The 12,765-nt window shown below is 40.6% G+C and carries 14 protein-coding genes and 3 pseudogenes; 11 read left to right on the top strand and 6 right to left on the bottom strand.

The features are described from left to right. Positions 1 to 69: 69 nt before the first annotated feature. Both B5D77_RS07165 and B5D77_RS07160 read left to right on the top strand, forming a co-directional pair. The gene (locus B5D77_RS07165; RefSeq protein ID WP_106908545.1) at positions 70 to 510 is read left to right on the top strand and encodes a phage integrase N-terminal SAM-like domain-containing protein; all 441 of its coding nucleotides are present in this window, start codon (positions 70 to 72) and stop codon (positions 508 to 510) included. Then, entirely contained in the window at positions 491 to 664 is a 174-nt protein-coding gene (locus B5D77_RS07160; RefSeq protein WP_194032337.1) for a hypothetical protein, read from the top strand. The genes B5D77_RS07165 and B5D77_RS07160 overlap by 20 nt, the downstream gene beginning before the upstream one ends. A gap of 3 nt (positions 665 to 667) precedes the next feature. Here the strand turns inward: B5D77_RS07160 and B5D77_RS07155 are convergent, their stop codons facing one another. Further along, positions 668 to 1,522, bottom strand: coding sequence for a universal stress protein (locus B5D77_RS07155; protein ID WP_002735121.1), 855 nt, complete (start codon positions 1,520 to 1,522; stop codon positions 668 to 670). Between the two features lie 454 nt (positions 1,523 to 1,976). Here B5D77_RS07155 and B5D77_RS07150 point away from each other — a divergent pair, with 454 nt between their 5' ends. Beyond that, positions 1,977 to 2,954, top strand: a complete 978-nt coding sequence (locus tag B5D77_RS07150) for an alpha/beta fold hydrolase (protein WP_106908543.1) — start codon at positions 1,977 to 1,979, stop codon at positions 2,952 to 2,954. A 429-nt stretch (positions 2,955 to 3,383) separates the two neighbouring features. On the opposite strand, the gene B5D77_RS07145 is transcribed toward B5D77_RS07150, so the two are convergent. Further along, a complete protein-coding gene (locus B5D77_RS07145) occupies positions 3,384 to 4,019 on the bottom strand; it encodes a hypothetical protein (protein ID WP_106908542.1) in 636 nt (211 codons plus the stop codon). A 102-nt stretch (positions 4,020 to 4,121) separates the two neighbouring features. Here B5D77_RS07145 and mnmA point away from each other — a divergent pair, with 102 nt between their 5' ends. Next, positions 4,122 to 5,180: a tRNA 2-thiouridine(34) synthase MnmA gene (mnmA, locus tag B5D77_RS07140; RefSeq protein ID WP_106908541.1), complete on the top strand. Its 1,059-nt coding sequence runs from the start codon at positions 4,122 to 4,124 to the stop codon at positions 5,178 to 5,180. Between the two features lie 89 nt (positions 5,181 to 5,269). On the opposite strand, the pseudogene B5D77_RS27020 reads toward mnmA, so the two are convergent. Next, positions 5,270 to 5,395: pseudogene (locus B5D77_RS27020) on the bottom strand (phycobilisome rod-core linker polypeptide CpcG); the annotation flags it as partial. A gap of 1 nt (position 5,396) precedes the next feature. Between B5D77_RS27020 and B5D77_RS07130 the strand changes: the two are divergent. The 3 genes and pseudogenes from B5D77_RS07130 to B5D77_RS07120 form a co-directional block, all read left to right on the top strand. Further along, positions 5,397 to 5,546 (top strand): annotated as a pseudogene (locus B5D77_RS07130) (IS630 family transposase); the annotation flags it as partial. Positions 5,547 to 5,675: 129 nt separating this feature from the next. After that, complete coding sequence (locus B5D77_RS07125) at positions 5,676 to 6,665, top strand: serine/threonine-protein kinase (protein ID WP_106908540.1); 990 nt, start codon at positions 5,676 to 5,678, stop codon at positions 6,663 to 6,665. A 46-nt stretch (positions 6,666 to 6,711) separates the two neighbouring features. Further along, positions 6,712 to 7,329: a COP23 domain-containing protein gene (locus B5D77_RS07120; protein WP_106908539.1), complete on the top strand. Its 618-nt coding sequence runs from the start codon at positions 6,712 to 6,714 to the stop codon at positions 7,327 to 7,329. Between the two features lie 2 nt (positions 7,330 to 7,331). Here the strand turns inward: B5D77_RS07120 and B5D77_RS26200 are convergent, their stop codons facing one another. Both B5D77_RS26200 and B5D77_RS26195 read right to left on the bottom strand, forming a co-directional pair. Continuing rightward, positions 7,332 to 7,499, bottom strand: a complete 168-nt coding sequence (locus B5D77_RS26200; protein WP_172969729.1) for a hypothetical protein — start codon at positions 7,497 to 7,499, stop codon at positions 7,332 to 7,334. 2 nt (positions 7,500 to 7,501) lie between these two features. Then, on the bottom strand, positions 7,502 to 7,648 hold the full coding sequence (locus B5D77_RS26195) for a hypothetical protein (RefSeq protein ID WP_172969728.1): 147 nt from the start codon (positions 7,646 to 7,648) through the stop codon (positions 7,502 to 7,504). Positions 7,649 to 7,951: 303 nt separating this feature from the next. On the opposite strand from B5D77_RS26195, the gene B5D77_RS07115 reads away from it, so the two are divergent. The 4 genes and pseudogenes from B5D77_RS07115 to B5D77_RS07105 all read left to right on the top strand — a co-directional run. Further along, positions 7,952 to 9,769 carry a tetratricopeptide repeat protein gene (locus tag B5D77_RS07115; RefSeq protein ID WP_106908538.1) on the top strand — a complete coding sequence of 606 codons (1,818 nt, stop codon included), beginning with the start codon at positions 7,952 to 7,954 and terminating at the stop codon, positions 9,767 to 9,769. A 199-nt stretch (positions 9,770 to 9,968) separates the two neighbouring features. Beyond that, the gene (locus B5D77_RS27015; RefSeq protein WP_008203365.1) at positions 9,969 to 10,220 is read left to right on the top strand and encodes a hypothetical protein; all 252 of its coding nucleotides are present in this window, start codon (positions 9,969 to 9,971) and stop codon (positions 10,218 to 10,220) included. Between the two features lie 198 nt (positions 10,221 to 10,418). Further along, positions 10,419 to 11,207, top strand: coding sequence for a transposase (locus tag B5D77_RS27010; protein ID WP_254053048.1), 789 nt, complete (start codon positions 10,419 to 10,421; stop codon positions 11,205 to 11,207). 210 nt (positions 11,208 to 11,417) lie between these two features. Continuing rightward, positions 11,418 to 11,780: pseudogene (locus B5D77_RS07105) on the top strand (aminomethyltransferase beta-barrel domain-containing protein); the annotation flags it as partial. An 89-nt stretch (positions 11,781 to 11,869) separates the two neighbouring features. Here B5D77_RS07105 and B5D77_RS07100 read toward each other — a convergent pair. Continuing rightward, positions 11,870 to 12,622 carry a phycobilisome rod-core linker polypeptide gene (locus tag B5D77_RS07100; protein ID WP_045359953.1) on the bottom strand — a complete coding sequence of 251 codons (753 nt, stop codon included), beginning with the start codon at positions 12,620 to 12,622 and terminating at the stop codon, positions 11,870 to 11,872. Positions 12,623 to 12,765 lie beyond the last annotated feature (143 nt).

Genomic DNA, 12,765 nt, shown 5'->3' with positions numbered 1-12,765 from the left:
ATTTTAGGTGGTTTAAGTGCGTTTTAGCTTATTACGATAAGCGTGTTATGCCGATTAGCTTACTCTGTGATGAACCCTCCCCCACCCCGAAAACTCCTAGACGTAGTGCGTGAAACCATTCGCCTCAAACACTACTCCTACCGCACCGAACAAACATATCTGGACTGGATTAAGCGTTATCTGCTCTTCCATCAGAAAAAACATCCCCGTGAGATGGGAAAAGAAGAGATCAAGTCCTTTTTGAGCCATCTTGCCGTTGATAAAAACGTTGCCACCGCCACCCAAAACCAAGCCCTCAACGCCATCCTCTTCCTTTATCGAGAAGTTCTTAAAATTGAACTGGAAAATATCGGTGCATATTTACGGGCAAAACGCTCCAAACGCCTGCCCACCGTCCTCACCAAAGAAGTAAAAATGGCTGATGATTTTAGCGATCGCACAACAAGATGCGATCGCTGCCCAGGTCATTCTCAACCCACCAAAGTTAGGATTGCTCATCGAAGAAATTGAATCTCTTGAGAAGCAGTTACTGAGCTTGCGGGTTGAGAGTCGAAGTTATCCCTTAAATGAGCTAATCGCCTTTAGCTCGGCTTTTATGACGATGAAAGCCATTGCCAGCAACTTAAATCAAATGAGTCAAGACTTAGCTGCCTACACCCAATAGGGGCTAAATCCCTTCTTTTCTAGCTAAAAGGACGGGACAATTGACATTAACCCGCACATAATCCGAGAGGGAAGTACCGAGAAGGCGATCGAGATCTGGTAAACTCTTAGCCACGGAAGGACGGCGATCGGGCGACCCCAACAGTAAGAGATCGACACCATAATCATCGACGAGTTTGCAGAGTTGTTCTCCCGGTTTACCCCCCGTCACCACGCAGCGATAGGGTATATTCATCCGTTTCGCTTTTGCCACTGCCGGCCCTATAATCGGGTTTTCTTCCATTTCTTTGGGGGAAGTGGGGGCAAATTCTGGCTTTAAGTCGGGGTTGACGCGGGCCAGAATTAACTCTGCTGAAGGATAGTCTCGCAGGAGATAAATGGCCAGATCGAGAGCTAAATCAGCCGAGCTAGACTTATCGAGAGCTACCATCACCTTTTTGATTTTTTTGACGTAAATATCGTCTTTTACCAATAACATCGGGTGATTAGTCAGTTGAAAGACGTATTGACTGACGGAATTTTCTAGAATTGCCTCCAGTCGCTTCAGTCCTCGGGAACCCATCAGGATCAAGTCTGCACCGATTTCGTCGGCAACTTGACAGACGGTATCTTTGGGATCTCCTTGACGCAGAATCGTGGAAACTTTGCTGGGTTCAATTTTGACTTCTTGCAGGATTTTAGTCAGCATTTGGGTCCCCTCTTCCCATTTACTGGCCAGAGCTTCGGTGGTAATCTGAGGGGGAACAACCCGGAGAATGGTAATCGACGCTTTCCGGATAGCGGGGAGATCCATCAATGCTTGTAGCATTTCTTGGGTTTGACCTGCGCCGGAATCAGCGTATAGTATTTTCTCTAGCATAAGATTAAACTCGGTCTATGATCTTAATAGTTTTAGCCAATTTTCAGCATACTGCTAATGTTGTTCTCGAAATTTAACAACTTATTAAGCGCTTTTTCTTCGGTAAATGCGATGCCGAAGGCACTGCGTAGCAGCTCGCATTTGAGGGTATTTTAAGTATTTATGCTTAATTGATTAGAAATACTTGGCTCAAAATCATCGGGTAAAGCGTTCATTTGTATTATATTTTGGCTGCAATGCTGGCGCTCTCTTTTAATCATACTAAATCCGTTGAGCATAGGCTACTTATAAGGACAGGCAAGAGGCAAAAGGGGGTATAGATAATCAGTCTTTAATAAACGGATTTAGTATCACTGCCGCTGCTCACCATTAAATCGACCATTTCATTGATGATTATTCATGGTTAATTCTCCAGCAACCACAAGAATTTTTGATTTTTACAAGAGGTCTAGTTATGTCTTTATCAATTCGAGTAATTCTCCTAGTAGCGACCACAGTTTATCAGACGTTATCTGTTTGGATAGAAGAACAAAAAGCACCGCCGGGTAATTTGATTAATCTAGGTAAATATCGCCTACATTTTTGTCTAGCGGGATCGGCTAGTCCCACTATTATTATTGACCATAGTTTAGGGGGAATTGAGGGATATTTTTTGATAGAAGAATTGTCACAATTGGCTAGGGTTTGTATTTATGATCGAGCCGGTTATGGTTGGAGTGATCCTAGTCCCCATCCACGAACTAGCTACCAAATTGTTCAGGAATTAGATCAATTACTAACCCAGGCAAAAATAGAACCACCTTATATTTTAGTTGGTGATTCTTTTGGCAGTTATAATGTTCGACTGTATGCTCATCTGTTCCCAGAAAAAGTAGTAGGTTTGGTACTCACCGATGGTTTACACGACAAAGGAATGCTGAAAATGTCGCCAGCATTAAAGGCATTAAAATTATTTTTCATCTCTGGATTTTGGATGTCGATTATCGGCTCAATTTTAGGCATTATCCGAGTTTTGAGAGTTCTAGGAGTTTTTGAATTATTAAAACCAGAATTACGTCGCTTTTCCCCAGATTCTTGTGATCGAGTTAAGCGTTCTTTCTGTCGCGCTAAACACTGGATGACGATGAGTAGAGAAATGTTTAATCTCGACCAAAGCGCTCGTCAGCTGAGTGAGGCTAACAATTTCGGTAATTTACCGATAGTTAGTATTAAAGCTAATTCTTTTTTTAAACCTTCCCTTTGGACTCGCTTTATTCCCCTCAAAAGTGCCAACCAACTCCGGGAGGAGATGCACCTAGAATTAGGCAAATTATCCAGAGATTTTAGGGAAATACAAGCGGATAAAAGTGGCCATTTTGTCTGGATGGATCAACCGGATGTTATGATCGATGCGGTCAGAATTTTGCTTGACAAAATTAACTCTGTGTGCTAAGTAATAGGGCAAAATTAACTTCTTGGTGAGGATAGGCAAGAGGCAACAGGCAAGAGATAGTTAGATAAGTAGGTAGGCGTTAAAAATTATCAGACACCACCCTTATCAAGGGTAGGGTTGATTCATGAATCAACCCTACCTTATCAAGGGGAGCAGGGGGGATCGAACCTAAAATCCATTTTTAATTTAATTATAACCAGCTACTTATGTGTAATTAATTGTGTCTAGCTACTTAAGAACTTCCCCTCAAAATTAATTTTTGATAATTTTAATTAATATTGTGTCTCCCCACTCTCCTATACCTTTTAAACAGGATTTAGTATTACAAGCGGTTTTATTAACCCGCAGCAGGGCAAGGGTTAAGGAGAATTAGGGATAATTCCCAGACCTGAACCCGGATTATTATTAATATTTTCAACCCTAACTTTACTAATTATTGAGGGTAATAATCTGAGCGCTAAAACCCTGTTTAGTTAACTCTTGTACTCTTTGCTTTGCTTGGTATTGTTGCTGAAATAACCCCACTTGAATAACATTTTCTCCCGTACGGATAAATGCGAGGGGTTCAATTTCTTTAATTTTTGCCAACGCTTCCGCACTATTAGTCCTAACTTCAACGCGAAAGAGTTGATTAGCGGCAATAACCCGCTGCTGTGGTGCGGGGGGTTTATTGGCGCGATTTTGAGGTCTGGGTGCTGGTGGATTGACAGTTTGACGATGATTATTAATCACCGTAGCATCGGCAGGACGCACGGTAGCGGGAGCTTGAAAAACGTATTCTCTCAGGGGTTGATTACCAGAAACTGGGTCCGCCACCAGAGGACGAACTGAAGGAGAATTAACTGGGGGTAAATTTAAGGGTGGACATTGGGAACAATTAACAGCACTGGGACTGTCTGAACGTTTAGTTGGTTGTCTCACCGCCGGCGGTGGGGGCAAACGACGACCGGGATAAAGATTCTGGGCAAAAGATAAGTTTGCTTTTAGCAGTAGCGTTGCTTGAGCGATTATCCCGACTTTTAACCAAAATAAAGCCGAGAAAAACAGTAGATTTGTTCTCATCATGCTGGTTTGTCCTCACACGAAATTTGGGTACACCATGTCCAAATTTTAAAGGAGGAGATGCTAGTCTAGAAAGTATATTGGTTAAAAATCATTACAAAGTTTATGGGGAAAGTTGTTGTCGGTCTATCGGGGGGAGTAGATAGCTCTGTCGCCGCTGCCGCCTTACACGCTCAAGGTTATGATGTTATTGGCTTGACCCTGTGGTTAATGAAGGGTAAAGGTCAATGCTGCTCCGAGGGAATGGTGGATGCGGCCTTTATTTGTGAGCAGTTGGGGGTTCCCCATCATATCGTCGATAGTCGCGAGCTTTTCCAAAAGGAAATTATTGATTATCTAGTTTCCGGTTACGAAGCGGGAATCACACCGCTGCCCTGTTCTCAGTGCAATAAAGCGGTAAAATTTGGCCCGATGCTGCATTATGCTAGGGAAACCTTGCAAACGGACACTATTGCCACTGGTCACTACGCTAGAATTCGTTTTTCTCCTGAAAATAACCGTTATCAACTGCTGCGCGCCGTCGATAAAAATAAAGATCAATCCTATTTTCTCTATGATCTAACTCAAGATGTACTGCGTGGGACTTTATTTCCCTTGGGAGAACAAACCAAGGCAGAAACCCGCAGGATTGCCCAGGAATTCGGCTTAAAAACAGCAGATAAACCCGATAGTCAGGATTTATGCTTGATTGAAGCTCACGGAACGATGCGATCGTTCTTGGATAAGTATATCGCGGTTAGTGAGGGCGATATCGTCGATCTCGATGGCAAAGTTTTGGGTAAACATAGCGGTATCCATCATTATACGATCGGACAACGCAAAGGCATCGGCATCGCCGCCGCCGAACCCCTGTATGTGGTAAAACTGGATCCCGTCATGAATCGGGTTATCGTCGGTAATCGCGAAAGTGCCGTTAGTGCCGCTTGTCTTGTCGGACGGATGAACTGGGTTTCTATTGCCGAACCCACCACCCCTATCCGCGCGCAAGTACAGGTACGTTATCGTTCTCCGGCCGTTCCCGTCAATGTTATTCCCCTAGAAAATGAGCAAGTGAAGCTGGTTTTTGATCAACCACAATTTAGCATCACCCCGGGCCAAGCAGCCGTGATTTATGAAGGGGAGATTGTCCTCGGTGGGGGGATTATTTCAGGAGCCACCCCATAGGGAGAGCCACCAATTCACAGAATAACCTGATTATGGTTCGGGGGTCATTCTGCCAATTAGGGACTCTCCCCAGCAGGTTGAGCTAAAAATTAACGACGGGGTACAGAAGCCTCGATGTTAATATTCATAGCGGAGACTCTTGGTACAGGATTGCCTTTGGCGCTACCGAGACCCCGGGCCATAGCCAAGAAGCTGGAAGGATCGCCAGCTTTGGGTTATGGTAAATATTATGAAAACTTTTCTGACTTTTCTTCAGCTATTTATGAATGTCTGAATGATGTCCATCTGAAACATAAAAAAGAACTGGATTCCTTGCTCACTCTACGATTTCAGAAGTTTAATAAATCTCAGATTATGAACGTCTAAAGTATATACAAGATCTGCGATCGCCCTTAAAAAGGGGGACTTTGAATCCGGTTCCCCCCTTTTTAAGGGGGACTAGGGGGGATCAATCAATGCTATAATAACCGCTATTTATCAGCAGGTAAGATAAGGGTGAATTTATTAGTCCATCGTTATCAAATTGTGCGATCGCTTGCTTCTGGTGCATTTGGTGAAACTTTTCTAGCTAAAGATACCCAATTACCAGATCATCCTTGGTGTGTTGTCAAGCAACTTAAACCCCAATCTGATCCCCAATCTTGGCAAATAGCAATGCGTTTATTTGATACAGAAGCAAGAAGTCTTTATCAATTGGGAAAACACGCTCAAATCCCCCAATTATTTGCCCATTTTTCTGAAAATAATCAATTTTATCTCGTTCAAGAATATATTAAGGGACATCCTTTAGGTGAGGAAACTATACTAGGGAAACAATGGGAAGAAATAGCAGTAATTGAATTTTTAGAAGATGTATTATCAACTTTAGCTTTTGTACATCAGCATAACGTTATTCATCGGGATATTAAACCTGATAACTTAATTAGACGCAAACGAGATAATAAAATTATTTTAATTGATTTTGGTGCGGTAAAACAGATTATTAATTTAAGTAATCCTCAAAACCAACCTAAGACAATTGGAATAGGAACACCAGGATATATGTCAAATGAACAAAATCTAGGAAAACCTACCTTTAGCAGTGATATTTATTCTGTGGGAATGATTGCTATTCAGATGTTAACGGGATATTATCCTACCCAATTAGTTGATAGTCAAACAGGAGAAATACATTGGCAAAATAAAGTCAAAATAACACCTAAATTTACTGATATTTTAGTTAAAATGAGTCATCCAGATTTTCAACAACGCTATCCCTCAGCTACAGAAGCTTTGCAAGCAATTCAAGGTTTACAGGGAGTCTCCCCTACCATGGCGCCAACAGTTTCTATGTCTCATTCTTCATCTATACAAAATAAAGGGGGTAAAATGACCGTTATTCCCCTAATTTTAATGTTACTTTTAGGAGGAGTAATTGGTATTGGGGTGATCAATTTATCTGAGAGACAACAAAACAATGAGACACAACATCAACCTGCTTTTTAAGCTATAAAGGTAATAGGAACAAGTTTAACAGGAGTAAGTAAGATTTATGAAGCGTCAGACTTCGGGAATAGCAGTCTCACTTTTATTTGGTTTGCTAATGCTGACCTCAGGATGTCAAGGAAATTCTAATGCTGCAACAAAATCTAAGTTTTTTTGTGGAAATGCTCAATATTTAGGTAAAAATGTGCCAGCTACTATTGTCCATAATCCAAATTCAGACAGAGATTTTACTATAATTATTTGGAAACCAGATAATTATTATTTTGGTAATCAATGGAATCCTCGAAAACGATGTGATCAAGTTTCTAGACGATTCCAAGATATTTATGATCGGGATGGACTACAGTATGTCACGGCTACGGTAGCAAGTTGGATTAATGATCGAGAAGTTCCCGTTGTCTGTGGAGTAAAATCCAAAAGTGCTACTTGTGATCAAGATGATTTACTCTTTACTTTGGAAACTAAGGATGAGCCTTATGCAGTATTAGATGATCTTATGGAAATTCGTCAAGCACCTGATAACAATACACCCTTAACTAGAGGAGTAAATGATTCTAAAAATTCTGGTAAAAAGCAGCAAGTTTTTTATGATTTATCTGAGGTTTTGAAAGTAGAAAAATCCCCAAAACAGCAATCTAATCCAAACAATGGTGCAGCGTTTTAGACTCAAAATATACCTTTGTTTACGGGATTAGGAGTGTTTTGGGTTTTGCTTCTCCATTTTTCTGCTAGAATTGTGGCATAATCGCTCATTTCTCTGAGTTTATTTTCTCCTTGCTGAGCGATTTTTAAGATTTCTGCTAATTCCTGTTCAGTAACCGGTTTTGAATTCATCGTTAATTCTCCAATCGGATTCTAATTCCATTGACTACTATTTTAGCTTCTAAAACTCGACCTAACTGCTCTGAGAAATCCTCCCCTGCTTCTTGAATATCTTCATAAGATAACTCATCCTCCATAGAACGTAGGTTGGGTTGAAGCATGAAACCCAACGCCCGCATGGGTTACGCTACCGCTAACCCATCCTACAAATAATTGTGCCTACCTACTTAACTGCTCTGAGAAATCCTCCCCTGCTTCTTGAATATCTTCATAAGATAACTCATCCTCCATAGTAATATACTGGACAGTTGCTTGCATCCGCCGTCTAGTGTTGTCAGCAAATAATAAATAATTGTTAAGTATAGCAAATATTTGAATAGATATGATATTGTCGGGAAAGAATTTTATCCTTTCCCTAATCAGTTCAATCCCATTATTATCCTCCAATGCTTATCTGAATTGCCATGAAACCGCAATTATTGAAACTTTGCCTAATTTTATCCCTATTTCCCCTAATTTTCTCCCTCGTATCCTGTCAAAACCAGCAAACTCAAGATCGTGGAATTACTATTACCACAAATCAGTCACAAAGTCAACAAAAACAACGACGCACAGCCTTAGTCATTGGAAATGCGAGTTATCAGGATAATCCTCTCAAAAACTCGATTAATGATGCAGAAGCGATGGCGAATGCGCTTAAAGATGTTGGTTTTGACGTAATTTTGCTGGAAAATGCTGATTTAAAGCAGATTGAAAATGCTATTGACACATTTCACCACCAACTTAAGGCAGGAGGAGTGGGATTATTTTATTATGCGGGACATGGTACACAAGTGGATGGCGAAAATTATCTTATTCCGGTAAATGCGAAGCTGGATGTGGCAGAAGATGTGCGCTATGAGGCGATTCCGGTAGGAAAAGTCTTAGCTAGGATGGAAGATGCGGCAAATCAGATGAATATTGTCATTCTTGATGCTTGTCGCAATAATCCCTTTGCTCGAAAATGGCGCTCTAGTCAACGGGGTTTGGCTCCGATACAATCAGCTAGGGGTGCCTTGATTGCTTTTGCGACGGAACCAGGAGGGGTTGCTGCTGATGGAGAGGGAGAAAATGGGTTATATACGTCTTTTTTATTAAAGCATCTGAAAACACCGAATTTAGATGTGGAGTTGATGTTTAAACGGGTACGGGAGGATGTTGTACAAGCTACTCAAAATAAGCAAGTTCCTTGGGAGTCTTCCTCTTTGGTGGGGGATTTTTCTTTTAATCCTGTTACGGTAGCGCAATCATCTCAACCTAATTCTACCACTGCTGAAACCTATTTTAAGCAAGGGGAAGACTACCGTAATAATAATCAATATGATAAAGCGATTGCGGCATATACTAAGGCCATTGAAATTAATCCTCAATATGCCGAAGCTTACAAGAATCGAGGGATTGTTTACCTTGATTTAAAAGACTATGATAAAGCAATGGCAGATAACAATAAAGCCATTGAAATTAATCCTCAATATTCTAATGCTTACAATAATCGAGGGAATGTTTACCGTGAATTAAAAGAATATGAGAAAGCAATGGCAGATTATAATAAAGCCATTGAAATTAATCCTCAATTATTTCAAGCTTACTTTAATCGAGGGAATGTTTACTATAATTTAAAAGAATATGATAAAGCTATTAAAGATTATAACAAAGCCATTGAAATTAATCCTCAATTATTTCAAGCTTACGGTAATCGAGGGAGTTTTTACTATAATTTAAAAGAATATGATAAAGCTATTAAAGATTATAACAAAGCTCTGGAAATTAATCCTCAATATGCTGATGTTTACAATAAGCGAGGGATTGTTTACTCTGATTTAAAAGAATATGAGAAAGCAATGGCAGATTATAATAAAGCCATTGAAATTAATCCTCAAGATGCTGATGCTTACAATAATCGAGGGATTGTTTACCGTGAATTAAAAGAATATGAGAAAGCAATGGCAGATTATAATAAAGCCATTGAAATTAATCCTCAATATGCTTATGCTTACAATAATCGAGGGATTGTTTACTCTGATTTAAAAGAATATGATAAAGCTATTAAAGATTATAATAAAGCCATTGAAATTAATCCTCAATATGATAATGCTTACAATGGTCGAGGGAATGTTTACTATAATTTAAAAGAATATGATAAAGCTATTAAAGATTATAACAAAGCCATTGAAATTAATCCTCAAAATCCTTATGCTTCTAATAACAAAAAGTTAGCGGAGGAAGCAAAAAGAAATCAATAACCATATCCTTGTTCCAAGACAGAGCCTTGGAATATGATATGATTAGTGCGATCGCTCTTATTTTTGTCTGGGGTTAACCACAGAAACCAAAAACCTACCTAAAGCTTTTTAAAGCTACTCATTTCTGTAGCTAGATAGCTAAAATAAGTAACTTTGGCCACCGATAGATTTTAAGAACGTTATCAGGTATAATCAAGATATGAAGCTAGTTGAACGTCATATTATCAGTCAAAACCATCCCTTATGGTCAGAAATCGACCATTATGCCTTCTTGTCAAAAAATTTGTTCAATCTAGCTAACTACCATTATCGCCAATATTTCTTTGAAAACTCCCAAAAACTGAGTTTTAATCAACTCTATCATCTGGTATCTAAAACCTCAGATTATTTAGCTTTACCCACGAAACCGAAGCACGCAGATAATCAGAAGATTAGATCAGGCTTGGATTAGTTATTTTGCCGCTTTTAGAGCTTGGAAAAAACACCCTGAAAAATTTTTAGGAAAACCTAAAATTATTAAGTATAAGGACAAAACCAAAGGAAGAAACCTGCTAATATATTCTCAGGAATCAATTTATAAAAAACCTTTAAAAGAAGACCCCCCCAACCCCCCCGACGTCGGGGGGGCAAGGGGGGGTGTCACTTGTCTATGAGCGACGTAAAATTGACCACTTCCCGAAGAGAAATAATTGAAGTGAGAATTGTCCCCAAAAGTAGCTGTTATGTCATTGAAATAGTCTATGAAAGACGGTCGGAAACCACAGATAAACAAGAGATAGCTGGGATAGATTTAGGAGTTAATAACTTAATGGCTGTAACTACAAATCAAACAGGTGTAGCACCTCTTTTGGTAAATGGCAGACCGTTAAAAGCAATTAACACCTTCTACAACAAACAACGTTCCCGCTTACAATCTCAACTGAAAACCAGAAATAATCAACCCTCATCTAAGAGATTGATATTCCTAACCCATAAACGAAACTGTCGAGTAGAAAATTATCTACACACAGCCAGTAAAAGAGTAATAGATTGGTGTATTCTTCATGAAATAGGGACGTTAATAATTGGGCATAATGAGCGGATGAAACAATCTCTTAATCTAGGAAAAAGGAATAATCAACAATTTGTTAATATTCCCCATTATAGATTAATAGAAATGTTAACCTACAAAGCTCAATTAAAAGGAATAAAAGTCATAATAACTGAAGAATCCTATACCTCACAATCCAGTGCTTTAGATAGGGATGAGTTACCTAAATATGGTGAAGAAAAACCATTATTTAAGGGAAAAAGGTTAGCTAGGGGACTTTATAAAATGGGAACAAATCAGTTGTTAAATGCCGATGTCAATGGATCATTTAACATCATTAGAAAAGTAATTCCTGATGTCATTGACCAGGGAATAAAGGGTTTGCCGTTTAATCCGCTCCGTGCTTGACCCACTACGAATGACTAAGCTTTCAGGCTTTTAAGTAAGTTTGAGTAAGTTTAGTTGAGCGGTTTCTCCAAACGCAATGTTTTAGATCTGGTACAAAAAGAAGATTAACACAAATTGTATAGTGCGATGCCGAAGGCACTGCGTAGCAGTACACCGATCTTGTCGGTTGGGTTGAGGCAACGAAACCCAACACTACCTTTTCCTATCTTTCACTTAATCGGACAACGCAAAGGCATCGGCATCGCCGCCGCCGAACCTCTCTATGTGGTAAAACTCGATCCCGTCATGAATCGGGTTATCGTCGGTAATCGCGAAAGTGCCGTTAGTGCCGCTTGTCTTGTCGGACGGATGAACTGGGTTTCTATTGCTGAACCTACCACCCCTATCCGCGCGCAGGTACAGGTACGTTATCGTTCTCCGGCTGTTCCCGTCAATGTTATTCCCCTAGAAAATAATCAAGTGAAGCTGGTTTTCGATGAACCACAATTTAGCATCACCCCGGGCCAAGCAGCCGTGATTTATGAAGGGGAGATTGTCCTCGGTGGGGGGATTATCTCAGGAGCAACCCCATAGGGAGAGCCACCAATTCACAAAATAACCTGATTATGGTTCGGGGGTCATTCTGCCAATTAGGGACTCTCCCCAGCAGATTTAGCTAAAAATTAACGACGGGGTACAGAAGCCTCGATGTTAATATTCATAGCGGAGACTCTTGGTACAGGATTGCCTTTGGCGCTACCGAGACCCCGGGCCATAGCCAAGAAGCTGGAAGGATCGCCGGCTTTGGGTTTTTGCTCTTGGGGAACATAGCGACGGACAGCATTCTGCCAAACGATTTGGGGGAAGCCCAAAATACCACGATAGTAGCCATCGTAGCGAGGCGAGGTGATGTTGAATGGACGTTCACCGATTTCGCGGCTCGCCAGGGTGCGACGACGTTGGTAGGGAACGGTATCATAACCAAAGCTTTGCAGATACTCGTCACTGTTGAGAAGTTGATCGACAAAACCTTGAATGCCTTTGGTGGCAACGACAATCGACCAAGCAATTTTTTCTCTTTCGCTATAGACATCGCGACCGAGAACTCTTTGTACTACCTGTTCGACAAAGCGATAGTTGCTGTTTTTCTCGTAGAAGCTGTTATAGAAGGTTTTCGATAACAGTAAACCACGAATGAAATCCCGCACCGATAATTGTCCATTGCGTAATTGGGATTCGAGGAAGGGTTCCCGATCCCATTTAAAGGCATGGAAGAAAATCTGACGGTAAGCGGCTTCGATTAAATCGTCCAGGTCGCTAGGGGAGAGGACATTTTCCGTCGTGTAAACTCTCGGTTTTTCGTCTCCACCGACATCATAACCAGCTACCCGCACGTTTTGGGACTTGGGGGCGTAATTTAAAAGAGGAATGGCCAAGGGTAAACCTCCGTATCCTTAGAAATGCTTAAAAAACTTTCCTCCTAATGATAAGGGAGTAGGTGCCAACTAGAAAAGAAATATTAAAAATTCTTACAATTGTTAAGAAAACTTGCTTACCATCCGGGGTGTTGGGGAGCGCC

The sequence above is a fragment of the Microcystis sp. MC19 genome (assembly GCF_003019735.1).
Classification (GTDB): domain Bacteria; phylum Cyanobacteriota; class Cyanobacteriia; order Cyanobacteriales; family Microcystaceae; genus Microcystis.
Note: the sequence above shows the minus strand (reverse complement) of the source record. Positions and strands in the feature narration are given on the sequence as shown.

Coding starts and splice junctions, on each gene's coding strand:
- B5D77_RS07165 (WP_106908545.1), top strand. CDS start 70: ATGAACCCTCCCCCACCCCGAAAACTCCTAGACGTAGTGCGTGAAACC.
- B5D77_RS07155 (WP_002735121.1), bottom strand. CDS start 1,522: ATGCTAGAGAAAATACTATACGCTGATTCCGGCGCAGGTCAAACCCAA.
- B5D77_RS07150 (WP_106908543.1), top strand. CDS start 1,977: ATGTCTTTATCAATTCGAGTAATTCTCCTAGTAGCGACCACAGTTTAT.
- B5D77_RS07145 (WP_106908542.1), bottom strand. CDS start 4,019: ATGATGAGAACAAATCTACTGTTTTTCTCGGCTTTATTTTGGTTAAAA.
- mnmA (WP_106908541.1), top strand. CDS start 4,122: ATGGGGAAAGTTGTTGTCGGTCTATCGGGGGGAGTAGATAGCTCTGTC.
- B5D77_RS07120 (WP_106908539.1), top strand. CDS start 6,712: ATGAAGCGTCAGACTTCGGGAATAGCAGTCTCACTTTTATTTGGTTTG.
- B5D77_RS26200 (WP_172969729.1), bottom strand. CDS start 7,499: ATGAATTCAAAACCGGTTACTGAACAGGAATTAGCAGAAATCTTAAAA.
- B5D77_RS26195 (WP_172969728.1), bottom strand. CDS start 7,648: ATGCTTCAACCCAACCTACGTTCTATGGAGGATGAGTTATCTTATGAA.
- B5D77_RS07115 (WP_106908538.1), top strand. CDS start 7,952: ATGAAACCGCAATTATTGAAACTTTGCCTAATTTTATCCCTATTTCCC.
- B5D77_RS27015 (WP_008203365.1), top strand. CDS start 9,969: ATGAAGCTAGTTGAACGTCATATTATCAGTCAAAACCATCCCTTATGG.
- B5D77_RS27010 (WP_254053048.1), top strand. CDS start 10,419: ATGAGCGACGTAAAATTGACCACTTCCCGAAGAGAAATAATTGAAGTG.